General features: G+C 66.8%; 13 protein-coding genes. 9 read left to right on the plus strand and 4 right to left on the minus strand.

The features are described from left to right. Positions 1-208: 208 nt before the first annotated feature. The 3 genes from D7T59_RS20435 to D7T59_RS20445 all read right to left on the minus strand — a co-directional run bounded on the left by D7T59_RS20435 (position 209) and on the right by D7T59_RS20445 (position 4,619). Complete coding sequence (locus D7T59_RS20435; RefSeq protein ID WP_164139230.1) at positions 209-1,417, minus strand: acetyl-CoA C-acyltransferase; 1,209 nt, start codon at positions 1,415-1,417, stop codon at positions 209-211. Between the two features lie 136 nt (positions 1,418-1,553). Next, on the minus strand, positions 1,554-3,926 hold the full coding sequence (locus tag D7T59_RS20440; protein WP_180853456.1) for a 3-hydroxyacyl-CoA dehydrogenase/enoyl-CoA hydratase family protein: 2,373 nt from the start codon (positions 3,924-3,926) through the stop codon (positions 1,554-1,556). 39 nt (positions 3,927-3,965) lie between these two features. After that, complete coding sequence (locus tag D7T59_RS20445; protein ID WP_005409294.1) at positions 3,966-4,619, minus strand: TetR/AcrR family transcriptional regulator; 654 nt, start codon at positions 4,617-4,619, stop codon at positions 3,966-3,968. Between the two features lie 324 nt (positions 4,620-4,943). Between D7T59_RS20445 and ndk the strand changes: the two genes are divergently transcribed. The 7 genes from ndk to der all read left to right on the plus strand — a co-directional run bounded on the left by ndk (position 4,944) and on the right by der (position 11,575). Next, a complete protein-coding gene (ndk, locus tag D7T59_RS20450) occupies positions 4,944-5,369 on the plus strand; it encodes a nucleoside-diphosphate kinase (RefSeq protein WP_008265389.1) in 426 nt (141 codons plus the stop codon). Between the two features lie 10 nt (positions 5,370-5,379). Further along, complete coding sequence (gene rlmN / locus D7T59_RS20455; RefSeq protein ID WP_005409296.1) at positions 5,380-6,585, plus strand: dual-specificity RNA methyltransferase RlmN; 1,206 nt, start codon at positions 5,380-5,382, stop codon at positions 6,583-6,585. Further along, entirely contained in the window at positions 6,572-7,357 is a 786-nt protein-coding gene (locus D7T59_RS20460; protein ID WP_180853455.1) for a tetratricopeptide repeat protein, read from the plus strand. Before rlmN ends, D7T59_RS20460 begins: the two co-directional genes overlap by 14 nt. 18 nt (positions 7,358-7,375) lie before the next feature. Further along, positions 7,376-8,248 (plus strand): RodZ domain-containing protein, encoded by an 873-nt coding sequence (locus D7T59_RS20465; protein WP_180853454.1) that lies wholly within the window; start codon positions 7,376-7,378, stop codon positions 8,246-8,248. Positions 8,249-8,313: 65 nt separating this feature from the next. After that, positions 8,314-8,952: a YfgM family protein gene (locus tag D7T59_RS20470; RefSeq protein ID WP_043884373.1), complete on the plus strand. Its 639-nt coding sequence runs from the start codon at positions 8,314-8,316 to the stop codon at positions 8,950-8,952. Next, complete coding sequence (gene bamB / locus D7T59_RS20475) at positions 8,952-10,160, plus strand: outer membrane protein assembly factor BamB (RefSeq protein WP_106549641.1); 1,209 nt, start codon at positions 8,952-8,954, stop codon at positions 10,158-10,160. Before D7T59_RS20470 ends, bamB begins: the two co-directional genes overlap by 1 nt. Positions 10,161-10,177: 17 nt before the next feature. Then, positions 10,178-11,575 carry a ribosome biogenesis GTPase Der gene (der, locus tag D7T59_RS20480; protein ID WP_106549640.1) on the plus strand — a complete coding sequence of 466 codons (1,398 nt, stop codon included), beginning with the start codon at positions 10,178-10,180 and terminating at the stop codon, positions 11,573-11,575. Between the two features lie 102 nt (positions 11,576-11,677). On the opposite strand, the gene D7T59_RS20485 is transcribed toward der, so the two are convergent. Further along, positions 11,678-12,259, minus strand: a complete 582-nt coding sequence (locus D7T59_RS20485; RefSeq protein WP_239506961.1) for a GNAT family N-acetyltransferase — start codon at positions 12,257-12,259, stop codon at positions 11,678-11,680. Positions 12,260-12,412: 153 nt separating this feature from the next. On the opposite strand from D7T59_RS20485, the gene moeB reads away from it, so the two are divergent. Together moeB and D7T59_RS20495 are read left to right on the plus strand one after the other, a co-directional pair. Beyond that, positions 12,413-13,549, plus strand: a complete 1,137-nt coding sequence (moeB, locus tag D7T59_RS20490; RefSeq protein ID WP_180853453.1) for a molybdopterin-synthase adenylyltransferase MoeB — start codon at positions 12,413-12,415, stop codon at positions 13,547-13,549. Between the two features lie 455 nt (positions 13,550-14,004). Then, on the plus strand, positions 14,005-15,837 hold the full coding sequence (locus D7T59_RS20495) for a monovalent cation:proton antiporter-2 (CPA2) family protein (RefSeq protein ID WP_180853452.1): 1,833 nt from the start codon (positions 14,005-14,007) through the stop codon (positions 15,835-15,837). Positions 15,838-15,895: the final 58 nt, after the last annotated feature.

The raw sequence follows: 15,895 nt of genomic DNA on the forward strand, positions 1-15,895 counted from the left end.
GCGGATCGATCCCCGCCTGAAGCCAGCCTGCGCGCGCTCCAAGAGGCTGCCGGCCWGCGGCCGGCACTACCGTGCCTATCTGCCGGAGGAACCTGAGCCCCTCCGGCAACACAGTTGCTACAGGGATGTACTTGCGGCGTGTCCCGGGCAGTCTCACCCACCCGGGCCCTGCAGTAAGCCGACATCCCGACCGGCAACGCTTTGAACCTTACAGCGCCTCAAAAATACCCGCCGCGCCCATGCCGGTGCCGATGCACATCGTCACCATGCCGTACTTCTGCTGGCGACGACGCAGGCCGTGCAGCAGGGTGGCGGTACGGATCGCGCCGGTCGCACCCAGCGGGTGGCCCAGGGCGATCGCGCCGCCCAGCGGGTTGACCTTGCTCGGGTCCAGGCCGCAATCGCGGATCACCGCCAGCGACTGCGCGGCGAAGGCTTCGTTGAGCTCGATCCAGTCCAGCTGGTCCTGGGTCAGGCCGGCCTGCTTCAGCGCCTTCGGGATCGCGGCGATCGGGCCGATGCCCATCACTTCCGGGCGCACGCCGGCCACCGAGAAGCTGACGAAGCGGGCCAGCGGGGTCAGGCCGTAATCCTTGATCGCCTGCTCCGACGCCAGCAGCACCGCGCCTGCACCGTCGCTCATCTGCGAGGAGTTGCCGGCGGTGACGGTGCCGCCGAACTGGCCGTTGCGGAACACCGGGCGCAGCTTGGCCAGGCCTTCTGCGGAGGAGTCCGGGCGCGGGCCTTCGTCGGTGTCGGCCACCTTGTTGCGGGTGATGATGCGCTTGCCATCAGCCAGGTCCGGCTGGTGCGAGACGATCTCGTACGGGCTGATCTCGTCCTTGAACTCGCCGTTCTGGATCGCGGCCATGGCCTTCTGGTGCGAGGCCAGGGCGAAGGCGTCCTGTTCTTCGCGCGAGACCTTCCACTCTTCGGCCACCTTCTCGGCGGTGATGCCCATGCCGTAGGCGATGGCGACATGGTCGTTGTCGAACACGCTCGGTGCCATCGCGATCTTGTTGCCCATCATCGGCACCATCGACATCGACTCGGTGCCACCGGCCAGCATCAGGTCGGCATTGCCCAGGCGGATCGCGTCGGCGGCCTGCGCCACGGCCTGAAGGCCGGAGGAGCAGAAGCGGTTCACGGTCTGCGCGGCGATGGTGTTCGGCAGGCCAGCCAGCAGCACGCCGATGCGCGCCACGTTCATGCCCTGCTCGGCTTCTGGCATGGCACAGCCGATGATCGCATCATCGATGCGGTTGACGTCCACGCCCGGGGCCTGTGCGACGACGCTGCGCAGCACGTGCGCAAGCATGTCATCGGGGCGGGTGTTGCGGAACATGCCCTTGGGCGCCTTGCCAACCGGGGTACGGGTGGCGGCGACGATGTAGGCGTCCTGGATTTGCTTGGTCATTGCAGTGATCTCTTGAGTTTTTCAGCCGGAGTGCCGACCAGCGGTCGGCACCTACCAGAGGCAGAGGAGTGCGACCAACGGTCGGCACCCACCAGAGGCAGAGGAGTGCCGGCCTGGGGCCGGCACCCGCCATCAATCAGTTACGCAGTGGCTTGCCGGTCTTCAGCATGTGCGCGATGCGGGCCTGGGTCTTTTCCTGCTGGGCCAGTTCGACGAAGTGCTTGCGCTCCAGGGTCAGCAGCCACTCTTCGTCCACCAGGGTGCCGCGGTCGACCTTGCCGCCGCACAGCACGGTGGCAATGCGCTCGGCGATCTCGTAGTCGTACGGGCTGATGAAACGGCCTTCCAGCATGTTGACCAGCATCATCTTGAAGGTGGCGATGCCCACGTCACCGGCCACCTGGATGCGGCGTGCCGGCAGCGGCGGACGGTAACCGGCTTCGGCCAGGGCGCGCGCTTCGGCCTTGGCGATGTGCAGTGCCTCGTAGCTGTTGAACACCACCTTGTCGGTGCTGCGCAGCAGGCCCAGCTCCTTGGCGTTGACCGCCGAGTTGGACACCTTGGCCATCGCCACGGTCTCGAAGGTCTTCTTCAGTTCGGCGAACACGTCACCGCCCGGGCCCGCCGCCTGCGAGGCACGCACGGCCAGTTCCTTCAGGCCGCCACCGGCCGGCAGCAGGCCGACGCCGGCCTCGACCAGGCCGATGTAGCTTTCCAGGAAGGCCACGGTCTTGGCGCTGTGCATCTGGAACTCGCAGCCGCCACCCAGGGCCAGGCCGCGCACCGCTGCCACCACCGGCACCAGCGAGTACTTGATGCGCTGGCTGGTGCGCTGGAAGTTGGCGACCATCTCTTCGAACTGGTCGACCTTGCCGGCCTGCAGCAGGCCGAGCGCGCCGGCCAGGTCGGCACCGGCGGAGAAGGGCTCCTTCTGCTGCCAGATCACCAGGCCCTGGAAATCCTTCTCGGCGCGGCTGACGCATTCCTGCAGGCCGTCCAGCACCTGGTCGGACACGGTGTTCATCTTGGTCTTGAAGCTGACCACGGCGATGCCATCACCGTCGTGCCACATGCGCAGGCCGTCGTTCTCGAACACGGTCTCGCCCGGTGCGAACTGCTCGCCCAGGAGCGGATCGGGGAAGCGCTGGCGCTGGTACACCGGCAGCGACGAGCGCGGCAGCTTGGCGTTGCGCGACGGGCTGTAGCTGCCTTCGGCGGCGTGCACGCCGTCGCGGCCATCGAAGACCCAATCCGGCAGCGGGGCGTTGCTCATGCTCTTGCCGGCGACGATGTCATCGGCGATCCACTGTGCCACCTGCTTCCAGCCCGCGGCCTGCCAGGTTTCGAACGGGCCCAGCGACCAGCCGTAGCCCCAGCGGATGGCCAGGTCGACGTCGCGCGCGGTCTCGGCGATGTCGGCCAGGTGGTAGGCGCTGTAGTGGAACAGGTCACGGAAGGTCGCCCACAGGAACTGCGCCTGCGGGTGCTGGCTCTCGCGCAGCTTGGCGAACTTCTCGGCCGGGTTCCTGATCTTCAGGATCTCGACCACTTCCGGTGCGGCGGTGCGGTCAGCCGGACGGTAGTCCTGCTTTTCCAGGTCCAGCACCACGATGTCCTTGCCGACCTTGCGGAAGATGCCGGCGCCGGTCTTCTGGCCCAGCGCGCCCTTGGCGATCAGCGCGTCCAGCCACTTCGGCGACTTGAAGAACTCATGCCACGGGTCATTGGGCAGGGTGTCGCCCATGGTCTTGATGACGTGGGCCATGGTGTCCAGGCCAACCACGTCGGAAGTGCGGTAGGTGGCCGACTTCGGGCGGCCGACCAGCGGGCCGGTCAGGCCGTCCACTTCATCGAAGCCCAGGCCGAACTGCTGGGTGTGGTGGATGGTGGACAGGATCGAGAACACGCCGATGCGGTTGCCGATGAAGTTCGGGGTGTCCTTGGCGTACACCACGCCCTTGCCCAGGGTGGTGACCAGGAATTCTTCCAGGCCTTCCAGCACGGCGGCATCGGTGGTGGTGGCCGGGATCAGCTCGGCCAGGTGCATGTAGCGCGGCGGGTTGAAGAAGTGCACGCCGCAGAAGCGGTGGCGCAGCTGCTCGGGCAGCACGTCGGCCAGCTTGTTGATGCCCAGGCCCGAGGTGTTGGAGGCCAGCACTGCGTGGTCGGCCACGAACGGGGCGATCTTCTTGTACAGGTCCTGCTTCCAGTCCATGCGCTCGGCGATGGCCTCGATGATCAGGTCGCAGTCCTTCAGCTGCTCCAGCCCGGATTCGTAGTTGGCCGGGGTGATGGCTTCGGCCAGCGACTTGCTGGCCAGCGGCGCCGGGCTCAGCTTGCCCAGGTTGGCGATCGCCTTCAGCACGATGCCGTCGGCCGGGCCTTCCTTGGCGGGCAGGTCGAACAGCACGGTGTCGACGCCAGCGTTGGTGAGGTGGGCGGCGATCTGGGCACCCATGACGCCGGCACCCAGCACGGCGGCGCGGCGGACTAGCAGGGAATTGGACATGGTGTAGGGCCTTTGTTGGTCAGCAGTTACTGGGTGGAATCAAAGGGAAGCGGGCAGGGCGCTGGCGCGTGCGGCGGCGCGGAACCCGGCTTCGGCGAAATGGATCAGTTCGTGGGCGGCATGGGCACGATGCGCCGCTTCGGTGACACCGGCGGGACGCTTGATCAGCCCGAAGTCGGCCATGGCGTAGGTGAGCGAGCCGGCCAGGAAGTCGAGGCGCCAGTACAGCTCCTCCTTGCTCAGGTCCGGCACGCATTCGCCGATGGCCTTGCCGAACGCACGCAGCACGTGGCCGTAGTGGTCGGACAGGAACTTGCGCAGGTTGTCGTTCTTCTCGGCATAGGCGCGGGCGATCACGCGCACGAAGGCGCCGCCGTTCTGGCGATCCTGGGCCAGCGCCAGCGCCGGTTCGACGAAGGCGGCCAGCACCGGGCGCAGTTCGCCTGGATGCTCCGCACGGGCGCGCTCGAGCTGTGACAGGCGGGCGCCGGTCATCTCGTCCATGCGGCGGCGGAACACCTCGTTGACCAGGTTTTCCTTGGAACCGAAGTGGTAGTTGACCGCAGCGATGTTGACGTCGGCCTGGCTGGTCACCTGGCGCAGCGAGGTGCCGGCGAAGCCGTGCTGGGCGAACAGCTCCTCGGCGGCACCGAGGATCCGGTCCTTGGTCGAGAAGTGGGCGGGCTTGGCCATCGGTGGGCGGACCTTAATCAAACGATTGTTTGATACTAGAACCAGACGGTACCGTATGGCATTTTGCAGTGCAGCAAAAATGCCCGCGGCGGTCAGAATCTGCTCAGGTGGGTGAATGGGGTGGGGTGGTAGTGCCGGCCGCTGGCCGGCAAATCCCGACAGGCCCGGGCGTACTCGCTGCCGGCCAGCGGCCGGCACTACCACCCTGCCGCTTTATCTTTTACAATTCGCCTACGTTTATCAGGCTAAGCCCGCGTCCCGACGCGGGTTTTTTTCATGTTACCCTTCGGGCCATCAGCGGCCCGATTCCATTGGAGACATCCCATGGCGCTGGAGCGCACCCTTTCGATCATCAAGCCGGACGCCGTTGCCAAGAACGTCATCGGCGAAATCTACGCCCGCTTCGAGAAGGCCGGCCTGAAGGTCGTGGCCGCCAAGTACAAGCAGCTGTCGCGCCGTGAAGCCGAAGGCTTCTACGCCGTGCACCGCGAGCGTCCGTTCTTCAACGCGCTGGTCGAATTCATGATCTCCGGCCCGGTGATGATCCAGGCCCTGGAAGGCGAGAACGCCGTCCTGGCCCACCGCGACCTGCTGGGCGCCACCAACCCGAAGGAAGCCGCTGCGGGCACCATCCGCGCCGACTTCGCCGAATCCATCGATGCCAACGCCGCCCACGGCTCGGACTCGGTCGAGAATGCCGCGATTGAAATCGCCTACTTCTTCGCCGCCACCGAAGTCGTTTCGCGCTGAGAGTAATGCCGTGAACGAGGTCGTACAGTCCCCCGCCATCCAGCCGCTGCCGAAGTCGGCACCCACGGCTGGCAAGCAGAACCTGCTCGACCTCGATCGCGCGGGCCTGGAGAAGTTTTTCGTCGAGGTCCTCGGCGAGAAGAAGTTCCGTGCCCATCAGGTGATGAAGTGGATCCACCATCGCTACGTCACCGATTTCGATGAAATGACCGACCTCGGCAAGGTCCTGCGCGCCAAGCTGCAGGCCCATGCCGAGGTGCTGGTTCCGAACATCGTGTTCGACAAGCCCTCCGCCGACGGCACCCACAAGTGGCTGCTGGCGATGGGCGTGGATGGCAAGAACGCCATCGAGACCGTGTACATCCCCGACAAGACCCGCGGCACGCTGTGCGTGTCCTCGCAGGTCGGTTGCGGCCTGAACTGCACGTTCTGCTCCACCGCCACCCAGGGCTTCAACCGCAACCTGACCACCGCCGAGATCATCGGCCAGGTGTGGGTTGCCGCACGCCACCTGGGCAACGTGCCGCACCAGATGCGCCGCCTCACCAACGTGGTGATGATGGGCATGGGCGAGCCGCTGATGAATTTCGACAACGTCGTGCGCGCCATGAGCGTGATGCGCGACGACCTGGGCTACGGCCTGGCCAACAAGCGCGTGACCCTGTCCACCTCCGGCCTGGTGCCGCAGATCGACCGCCTGTCTGCCGAAAGCGACGTGTCGCTGGCGGTGTCGCTGCATGCGCCGAACGACGCGCTGCGCGAGACCCTGGTGCCGCTCAACAAGAAGTACCCGATCGCCGAGCTGATGGCCTCGTGCGCACGCTACCTGCGCGCCAACAAGCGCCGCGAATCGGTCACCTTCGAATACACCCTGATGAAGGGCATCAACGACAAGCCCGAGCATGCCCGCGAGCTGGCCCGCCTGATGCGCCAGTTCGACAACGCGGTGCAGGCCAAGGATTCGGGCAAGGTCAACCTGATTCCGTTCAACCCGTTCCCCGGCACCCGCTACGAGCGTTCGGAAGAAGCGCACATCCGCGCCTTCCAGAAGATCCTGCTCGACAGCAACGTGCTGACCATGGTCCGCCGCACCCGTGGCGACGACATCGACGCCGCCTGTGGCCAGCTCAAGGGCCAGGTGATGGACCGCACCCGCCGCCAGGCGGAATTCAACAAGACGCTGCAGGCGGGGAAGGGGAGCGATGCCGCGGCCTGACCGCCTCTGGCTGGTTCTGCTCGCAGGCACGCTGGCCCTTGCGGTCGGCGGCTGCAAATCCCATCCCAGGGCCAAGCTTGGCCCGAGCGAGGCGCCGGTCTACTCCGTCCGTGACCCGGAAGGGGTGCGGCAGCAGGTGCGCTGGCAGGAGTTGCTGACCCTGGCTGGCCGCGACATCCAGGGCGGTAATCTCGATGCTGCCGAGCGCAAGGCGCGCGAGGCCCAGAAGCTGGTGCCGACGGCCCCCGACGGCCTGGTCCTGCTTGCGGGCATCGACGAGCGCCGCGGTCGCAGCCAGCAGGCCGGCGAGAACTTCCGCAAGGCTGCCGAGCTGGCGCCGCAACGCGGCGACGTGCTCAACAACTATGGTGCGTGGCTCTGCCAGCAGGGCCAGGCGGCCGAATCGCTGATCTGGTTCGATCGTGCCCAGCGGGCGCCGGGCAATCCCGCCGTAGCCGAAGCACAGGCCAATGCCGGCAGCTGTGCGCTGGATGCAGGCCAGTTCGAGCGTGCCGAGCGCGACCTGCGCGCGGCGCTGGCGACACTGCCCGGCAACCCGGTCGCATTGGAGGCCATGGCCCAGCTCAGCTTCCGCCAGGGCCGCTACATGGAGGCCCGGGCCTTCGCCGAACGTAGGATTGCGGCTGCACCCGCAACGCGTTCCGTGTTACAACTTGCGTCTCAAATCGAAGCGCGGCTGGGGGATAGAGCGGCATCTGACCGCTATCTCCAGCGGATTCGACAGGAATTTCCGCAGGAAGCGGGCTCCTAACTCCAGGGTTGATGCATTGTGATTGATGACCAGACTGTGAGCGCTCTCGAGACTGCGGCCGGCTGCGGCACCCGCCTGCGCCAGGCCCGTGAAGCGGCCGGACTGACCCTTGAGGATGTCGGCTCGCGCCTGCGCATGCCGGTCCAGGTGGTCAAGTCGCTGGAAGAAGAGCAGTGGCAGAAGCTGGGCGCACCCGTATTCGTGCGCGGCCAGCTGCGCAGCTACGCGCGCCTGCTTGATGTCGATGTGAGCCAGCTGCTCGAACAGGCCCAGGTGGGTCCGGTGGTGCCGCCCACCCTGGTCAGCCATACCCATACCCCGCGTGCGCGCCGCATCGCCGAGAATCTCGGCCGCCGCGTGCTGTACGTCGGCATCACCGCCGTGCTGGCCGTGCCGGTGTGGTTCGCCACCCGCGGCCATTTCGATGGCAGTACCACGCCGTCGCCGAACACCGCCTCGCTGGACGCGATCCCGGCCGCTGTGCCGGTGGCCCCGTCCGCTGCGGGTGTCGAACCGGCGGCCCCGGTTGAAGTCGCAAGTGCCCCGGCCAGCAAGCCGGCGGCAACTCCGTATGTCGCTTCTCTGTCCCCGGTGCCGCGGTCGGCACCCGCTGCGCCGGCGGCTGCCAATACGCTGGAAATGCAGTTCAGTGGCGACAGCTGGGTCGATATCGGTGGTCCGGACGGCGCCACCGTCGAGAAGGCGCTGATCAAGTCCGGCGAGAGCCGCAGCTTCACGCCGGGCCAGGTGACCCGGGTGACCCTGGGCAACGCCTCGGCGGTCCAGGTTCAGCAGAACGGCGCTATCGTCGATCTGACCCCCTACCAGCGAGCCAACGTGGCACGCTTTCAGGTATCCTCTGAAGGCTCCGTAGTCCCGGTTTCGCACTGAGGCGCGGTTTCACCACCTTCGATTAAACCCAATGGTCCCTCCCGACGGGCGGGGCGAGAGTACGCATGGCGATCGACGATCTGCTCGACGAGCACGAACAAAGTGAACGCGTCCGCAGCTGGCTGCGGAAGAATGGCGCCAGCATCCTCGGTGGCGTAGCCATCGCGATCGGTGCCATTGCCGGCTGGCAGTGGTACCAGAAGGATCAGGGCGGCAAGCTGGCCTCGGCCAATGTCGAGTACCAGAAGGCGCTGGTTGGCCTTCAGCAGAACAAGCTCGACGACGCCGCCAAGGCAGTGAAGGCGCTCGAAGCCGGCCCGTCCAGCATCTATGGCGACCTCGCGGCGCTGCAGCTGGCCAAGGCCCAGGTCGACGCCGGCAAGAATGAAGAAGCGCTGGCCACCCTGCGCGCCGTGAAGGTCGAAGGTGACCTGCAGCGCGTGGTCGACCAGCGTGTGGCCCGCCTGCTGGTGGCCACCGGCAAGAGTGACGAGGCGATCAAGCTGCTGGGCAGCGCCACCGACAGCAGCAGCCTGGAAATCCATGGCGACGCGCTGCTGGCGCAGGGCAAGCGCGACGACGCCCGCGCACAGTACGAGAAGGCGCTGAAGTCGCTGGACGTGGCAGCGCCGCAGCGGCGCCTGCTGGAAACCAAGGTTATGGATGCCGGCGGCACGGTCGCCGCCCCTGCGGAGTCGGTTTGATGAGTCAGAAGGTCATGATCACCCGCGTCGCCACCGTGCTCCTGATGGGCATGGCCCTGACCGGCTGCAGCACCATGAAGGGCTGGTTCGCCGGCAAGGACGCGGCAGCAAAGAAGGCCCAGGAGCCGGCTGAGCTGGTCAAGTTCGAGCCGAGCGTCAAGGTCAACAAGGCCTGGTCGGTCAACCTCGGCAAGGGCGAGCGCCGCATCGGCGTGCGCCAGGGCCCGGCCGTGGCCAACGGCCATGTGTTCGCCGCGGCGATCACCGGTGGCGTGCACGCCATCGACCTGCAGACCGGCAAGAAGGTCTGGACCTGGGAGCCGCAGAAGGAAAAGAAGAAGCCGAAGCTGCGCCTGTCCGGCGGCCCGGGTGTCGGTGAGAACCTGGTCGTGATCGGCACGCTTGATGGCCAGGTCATCGCCCTGGACATCAACGATGGCAGCGAGAAGTGGCGCGCCCGCGTTCCGGGTGAGGTCATTGCCGCGCCGGCCGTGGCCCAGGGCCTGGTGTTCGTGCGCAGCAACGACGGCCGCGTCACCGCCTTCGATGCCGGCAACGGCACCCAGAAGTGGTTCAACCCGAGCGAACTGCCGGCGCTGACCGTGCGCGGCAACGCGCCGGTGGTCACCGGCCCGGGCGTGCTGTTCATCGGCAAGGACGAAGGCGCGGTTGCCGCGATGGCCATGCAGGATGGGCGTACCCTGTGGGAACAGAACCTTGGCAACGGCGAAGGCCGTACCGAGCTGGACCGCATGGCTGACGTCGACGGTGCCCCGGTGCTGGAGGGCAACACCCTCTTCGTGAGCAGCTTCAAGAACCAGACCATGGCCATCGAAGGCCCGACCGGTCGCCCGCTGTGGGCGCGTGACCATGGCGGTGCGGGTGGCGTGGCGGTGTCGTCGGGCAATGTGTTCGTCACCGACAACAAGGGTGGCGTGTTCGGCCTGGACAAGGCGACCGGCGCTGCCATGTGGTCGCAGACCGAGCTGGCGCGTCGTTCGCTGACCGGCCCGGCGCTGCACGGTGATTACGTGGTCGTCGGCGACTACAAGGGATACGTGCACTGGTTGAAGACCTCCGATGGTGCGATGGCGGCACGGGCGAAGAGCGGCGGTGACGCCCTGCTGGCTCAGCCGGTCGTCGTCGACGGGGTGCTGCTGGTGCAGAACGTGGATGGCAAGCTGACCGCCTTCCGGTTGGCAAATTAAAAATTGGAGTAATCGCGATGCTGCCTTTGGTCGCCCTGGTTGGACGGCCGAATGTCGGCAAGTCGACTATTTTCAATGCGCTTACGCGCACCCGCGACGCGCTGGTCCATGACCAGCCCGGCGTTACCCGTGACCGCAACTACGGCGTCTGCCGCCTCGACGAGGACAACCATTTCCTCGTCGTGGATACCGGCGGTATCGCCGGGGAAGACGAAGGCCTGGCGGGCGCTACCACGCGCCAGGCCCGGGCTGCCGCGGCCGAAGCCGATCTGATCCTGTTCGTCGTCGACGCCCGCGAGGGCACCTCGGCGCTGGACGACGAGATCCTGGCCTGGCTGCGCAAGCTGTCGCGTCCGACGCTGCTGCTGATCAACAAGATCGACGGCACCGACGAGGACAGCGTGCGTTCGGAGTTTGCCCGTTACGGCTTCGGTGAGATGCTGACCGTCTCGGCCGCGCATCGCCAGGGTCTGGACGACCTGCTGGACGAAGTGATCCAGCGCCTGCCGGAAGAAGGCAGTGGCGAAGAGCTGGACAACGATCCGAACCGCATCCGCATCGCCTTCGTCGGCCGCCCGAACGTGGGCAAGTCGACCCTGGTCAACCGCATCCTCGGCGAGGAGCGCATGATCGCCTCCGACGTGCCGGGCACCACCCGCGACTCGATCGCAGTGGACCTGGAGCGCGACGGCCGCGAGTACCGCCTGATCGATACCGCCGGCCTGCGCCGTCGTTCGCGCGTGGACGAAGTCGTCGAGAAGTTCTCGGTGGTCAAGACCATGCAGTCGATCGAGCAGTGCCAGGTGGCCGTGCTGATGCTGGACGCCACCGAAGGCGTGACCGACCAGGACGCCACCGTGCTCGGTGCCGTGCTCGATGCCGGCCGCGCGCTGGTCATTGCCATCAACAAGTGGGATGGCCTGACCGAGTACCAGCGCGAGCAGGCCGAAACCATGCTGTCGCTGAAGCTGGGCTTCGTGCCGTGGGCCGAGTCCGTGCGCATCTCGGCCAAGCATGGCTCGGGCCTGCGCGAGTTGTTCCGTGCCGTGCACCGCGCGCACGAGTCGGCGAACAAGACCTTCACCACCAGCGAAGTGAACAAGGCGCTGGAAGTGGCCTACGAGACCAATCCGCCGCCGACCATCCGCGGCCATGTCTCCAAGCTGCGCTACGTGCACCCGGCCGGCGCCAATCCGCCGACCTTCATCGTGCACGGCACCCGCCTGAAGGAGCTGCAGGAATCGTACAAGCGCTACCTGGAGAACTTCTTCCGCAAGCGCTTCAAGCTGATCGGCACGCCGGTGAGCTTCATCTTCCGCGAGGGTGCCAACCCGTACGAGGGCAAGAAGAACGTCCTCACCGAGCGGCAGATCAAGGCCAAGCGGCGCTTGATGAAGCACGTCAAGGGCAAGTGATGCAGAAGAAGGCGGCCGCAGGGCCGCCTTTTTCGTTCGCGCTGGGTAGTGCCGGCCGCTGGCCGGCAACCTCGCGCCGCCTGGCGCGTTCGTAGACCGGGGTCAGATCCCTTTTCCACCGAAAAGGGGCTCTGACCCCAGTGCGGCAGGAATCCGGTATACGACCTGCAGGTACTTGGCGGCCTGCTCGGTCCTGACAACCACCCCTCCCAGACCCTCTGCTATCCGCCGGCTGGCCAGATTCTCCACCGCCACCGGATACCGGAACGCCTCTGGCGAACACTGCGCCGAACACCACTGCATGGCCGCAGCCACCGCGTCGCGCCCGTAGCCCTTGCCGTGTTCGTGCTCGCCTATCCAGATGCCCAGTTCGGGTTCGCGCGTCTGTGCCTCGTGCACGGCGGCGATGCCGATGAAGCTGCCCGCCTGCCGCTCGCGCACCACGAAGGTGTATTCGGAGCCCTCGTCGATACGGCGGATCCACTCGCGCCAGATGGCTTCGAATGCCTGGGCGGATTCTGGCGGATCAAATGCCATGAAACGGGTCAGGGTCGGGGTGATGGCTGCATGGACCTCGTTCGCGTCAGCGGCAGAGAAAGGCTGAAGCGCGAGGCGTTGGGTCTGAAGGTAGCGCATTGGCGAGGTCACGCACCCGAGCGTGGTGCGCAGGCCGGATCCCGTCAAGCGTGGGAATCTTTCCGCGGTAGTGCCGGCCGCTGGCCGGCCACCTCGCGCGGTCTGATGCGTTCATGACGATGCCGGCCWGCGGCCGGCACTACCCCGTACCGGCAGATATCGGTCAAGGCGGGCGGTCGCCACGTGCGTGATAATGCGGCCATGAGTATTCCAGAGCTTTCCCCGGAACAGGCACGGGCACGCGTGGCCCATGGTGCGGTGCTGATCGATGTGCGCCAGGCGCATGAGCGCGCCGGTGGCATGGCCGAGGGCGCGCGCGGTGTGGCCAAGGATGCGCTGCTGGCCGACCCGGCCGCGCACCTGCCGGGCGTGGACCAGGAAATCCTGCTGATCTGCCAGAGCGGCAAGCGCTCGGCGGACGCCGCGCAGGCGCTGCAGGACGCGGGCTATTCCAATGTCGCTTCGGTGGCCGGTGGCACCGTGGCCTGGCGCGAGCAGGCGCTGCCACTGGTGCAGCCCCTGCTGGATGCGGCCGACCGCGATTTCTACGACCGCTATTCGCGCCACCTGTTGCTGCCGCAGGTGGGCGAGGCGGGCCAGCGCCGCCTGCAGCAATCGCGCGTGCTGGTGCTGGGCGCCGGTGGTCTGGGGGCGCCGGCCGGCTTCTACCTGGCCGCCGCCGGGGTAGGGCACCTGCGTTTTGCCGACCACGACCGGGTGGAGCGCAGCAACCTGCACCGGCAGATCGTGCATACCGAAGCCAGTGTCGGCCAGCTCAAGGTCGATTCCGCGCGCGAGCGGTTGCTTGCGCTGAATCCGTCCATTGATGTCGAGGCCGTACCCGAGCGGGTGACCTCCGATAACGTTGATCGCCTGCTGGACGGCGTGGACGTGGTGCTGGACGGCTCGGACAACTTCCCGCTGCGTTACCTGCTCAACGACGCCTGCATCAATCACGCGAAACCCATGGTCTATGCCGCCATCGAGCGCTTCGACGGCCAGGTGAGCGTGTTCGATGCTGGCCGCCAGCGTGGCGTGGCGCCGTGCTACCGCTGCCTGTTCCCCGAGCCGCCGCCGCCGGAATTCGCGCCGAACTGCTCCGAGGCGGGCGTGCTGGGGGTGCTGCCCGGCCTGGCCGGTGTGCTGCAGGCTACCGAGGTGCTGAAGCTGCTGCTGGGCATCGGTGAGCCGCTGGTTGGCCGGCTGCTGCGCTTTGATGCGCTGGGCATGCGCTTCCGCGAGACCGGCATCCGGCCCGACCCGCACTGCCCGGTGTGCGCGCCGGGCGTGCCGTTCCCGGGGTACATCGATTACGCCGCGTTCTGCCGGGGTGGGTGAGCCCGGCCGAGCGTCATCCACGCATGGCGTGGATCTACCGGGACATGACGGCCGGGCGTCATCCACGCATGGCGTGGATCTACCGGGGCATGACGGCTGTGCGTCATCCACGCATGGCGTGGATCTACCGGGGCATGACGGCCGGGCGTCATCCACGCATGGCGTGGATCTACCGGGGCATGACGGCTGGGCGTCATCCACGCATGGCGTGGATCTACTGTAGAGCCGAGCCCATGCTCGGCTGCTTCTGGCCTCGGTACGAAGAGCAGCCGAGCATGGGCTCGGCTACAGGTCATGGGGCCCACCCAAGCCTATGCACGGTTTCGGGATGATGTCGGGGGTCACTCCCTGCATCGTTCCACCTCCAAGACAATCCGGCGCAACATGCGTGCTATTGCCGTCATCGGCATTGCTCTATTGTTGAACCCGATTCTGGATCTTGGGGAAAACACCGCATGGCGGTAGAAGCAGCGACCAGCGAGCTGGTCAAGGTCGTGGCCCTGTTGGGCGCGGCGGTGGTGATGGTGCCTTTGTTCCGCCGGGCCGGCCTGGGCTCGGTGCTGGGCTACTTCGCCGCCGGCCTGGCGATCGGACCGTTCGGGCTGGGCTGGTTCTCCGACCCGCAGGCCATCCTGCATACCGCCGAGCTCGGCGTGGTGATGTTCCTGTTCGTGATCGGCCTGGAGATGCGGCCCTCGCACCTGTGGAGCCTGCGCAAGGAAATCTTCGGGCTGGGCACGCTGCAGATCGTCACCTGTGCGGTGGTGCTGACCAGCATCGCCAAGCTGTTTGGGTTGCCCTGGCAGGTGGCCTTCATCGGCGCCACCGGCTTCGTGCTGACCTCCACCGCGGTGGTGATGCAGCTGCTGGCCGAGCGCGGTGACATCGCGCTGCCGTCGGGGCAGAAGATCGTCTCCATCCTGCTGTTCGAAGACCTGTTGATCGTGCCGCTGCTGGCGCTGGTGGCCTGGATGGGCCCGAGCGCGGGCAGTGCCGATGGCGAAGGCTCGCGCTGGCTGTCGGTGGCGATCGGCGTCGGTGCCATCGTCGGCCTGGTGCTGGTCGGCCGCTTCCTGCTCAATCCGCTGTTCCGCGTGCTGGCCGAATCGAAGGCGCGCGAAGTGATGACCGCCGCCGCGCTGCTGGTGGTGCTGGGTGCGGCGCTGCTGATGCAGCTTTCCGGCCTGTCGATGGCGATGGGCGCGTTCCTGGCCGGCGTGCTGCTGAGCGAGTCGACCTTCCGCCACCAGATCGAGGCGGACATCGAACCGTTCCGCGGCATCCTGCTCGGCCTGTTCTTCCTCAGCGTGGGCATGGCGCTGGACCTGGGCGTGGTGGCCGTGCACTGGCAGCTGATCCTCGGGCTGGTGCTGGCGTTGATGGCAGCCAAGGCGCTGTGCATCTACGTGGTGGCGCGCGTGATGGGCAGCGACCACGCGCAGGCGCTGGACCGCGGCGTGCTGATGGCGCAGGGCGGCGAGTTCGCCTTCGTGCTGTTCTCGGCTGCGGCTTCGGCCGGCGTGATCAACATGGAGATCAATGCCAACTTCACCGCCGTGGTGGTGCTGTCGATGGCGCTGACCCCGCTGGTGGTGCTGGTCTACAAGCGCATCGCGCCGAAGCCGACGGTGAACATGGACGGCGTGGACGAGGCCGACGGCCTGTCCGGCAGCGTACTGCTGATCGGCTTCGGCCGCTTCGGCCAGGTCGCCAGCCAGTCGCTGCTGGCGCGCGACGTGGACGTGACCATCATCGACAACGATGTGGAGATGATCCAGAGCGCGGCGCGCTTCGGCTTCAAGATCTACTACGGCGACGGCACGCGTCTGGATGTGCTGCATGCCTCGGGCGCCGCGACCGCGCGTGCGATTGCGGTGTGCGTGGACAAGGCCGAGGCCGCCGACCGCATCGTGGAACTGGTGGCGCATGAATTCCCGCAGGCCAAGCTGATGGTGCGCTCGTTCGACCGCGAGCATTCGCTGCGGTTGATACATGCCGGTGTCGATTTCCAGATCCGCGAGACGTTTGAATCGGCGGTGCTGTTCGGCCAGGCTGCGCTGGTGGAGCTGGGGGCGGATGAGGACGACGCGATCGAGATTGCCGAACAGATCCGCCGCCGCGATGCCGAGCGCTTCGAGCTTGAAATTGCCGGCGGTGGATTGAATGCCGGCGCCCGGATGATCTACGGCAACAGCCCGCAGGGCGTACCGACGCCGACGCCGTTCACCGCGCCGAAGCGCGAGAGCAAGACGCTGAACCCGCAGGATGTGCCGGAAGAGGAAGAATAAAGCCCGGTAGTGCCGGCCGCTGGCCGGCAAATACGGAAACCTTCCGACATCGTGAGGT

The organism is Stenotrophomonas maltophilia (assembly GCF_013464915.1).
In the GTDB taxonomy this organism is placed as follows: Bacteria; Pseudomonadota; Gammaproteobacteria; order Xanthomonadales; family Xanthomonadaceae; genus Stenotrophomonas; species Stenotrophomonas maltophilia_AT.

Excerpts from the sequence above, each read along its gene's own strand:
- D7T59_RS20435 (WP_164139230.1), bottom strand. The coding sequence starts at position 1,417 with ATGACCAAGCAAATCCAGGACGCCTACATCGTCGCCGCCACCCGTACC.
- D7T59_RS20440 (WP_180853456.1), bottom strand. The coding sequence starts at position 3,926 with ATGTCCAATTCCCTGCTAGTCCGCCGCGCCGCCGTGCTGGGTGCCGGC.
- D7T59_RS20445 (WP_005409294.1), bottom strand. The coding sequence starts at position 4,619 with ATGGCCAAGCCCGCCCACTTCTCGACCAAGGACCGGATCCTCGGTGCC.
- ndk (WP_008265389.1), top strand. The coding sequence starts at position 4,944 with ATGGCGCTGGAGCGCACCCTTTCGATCATCAAGCCGGACGCCGTTGCC.
- D7T59_RS20460 (WP_180853455.1), top strand. The coding sequence starts at position 6,572 with ATGCCGCGGCCTGACCGCCTCTGGCTGGTTCTGCTCGCAGGCACGCTG.
- D7T59_RS20470 (WP_043884373.1), top strand. The coding sequence starts at position 8,314 with ATGGCGATCGACGATCTGCTCGACGAGCACGAACAAAGTGAACGCGTC.
- bamB (WP_106549641.1), top strand. The coding sequence starts at position 8,952 with ATGAGTCAGAAGGTCATGATCACCCGCGTCGCCACCGTGCTCCTGATG.
- der (WP_106549640.1), top strand. The coding sequence starts at position 10,178 with ATGCTGCCTTTGGTCGCCCTGGTTGGACGGCCGAATGTCGGCAAGTCG.
- moeB (WP_180853453.1), top strand. The coding sequence starts at position 12,413 with ATGAGTATTCCAGAGCTTTCCCCGGAACAGGCACGGGCACGCGTGGCC.
- D7T59_RS20495 (WP_180853452.1), top strand. The coding sequence starts at position 14,005 with ATGGCGGTAGAAGCAGCGACCAGCGAGCTGGTCAAGGTCGTGGCCCTG.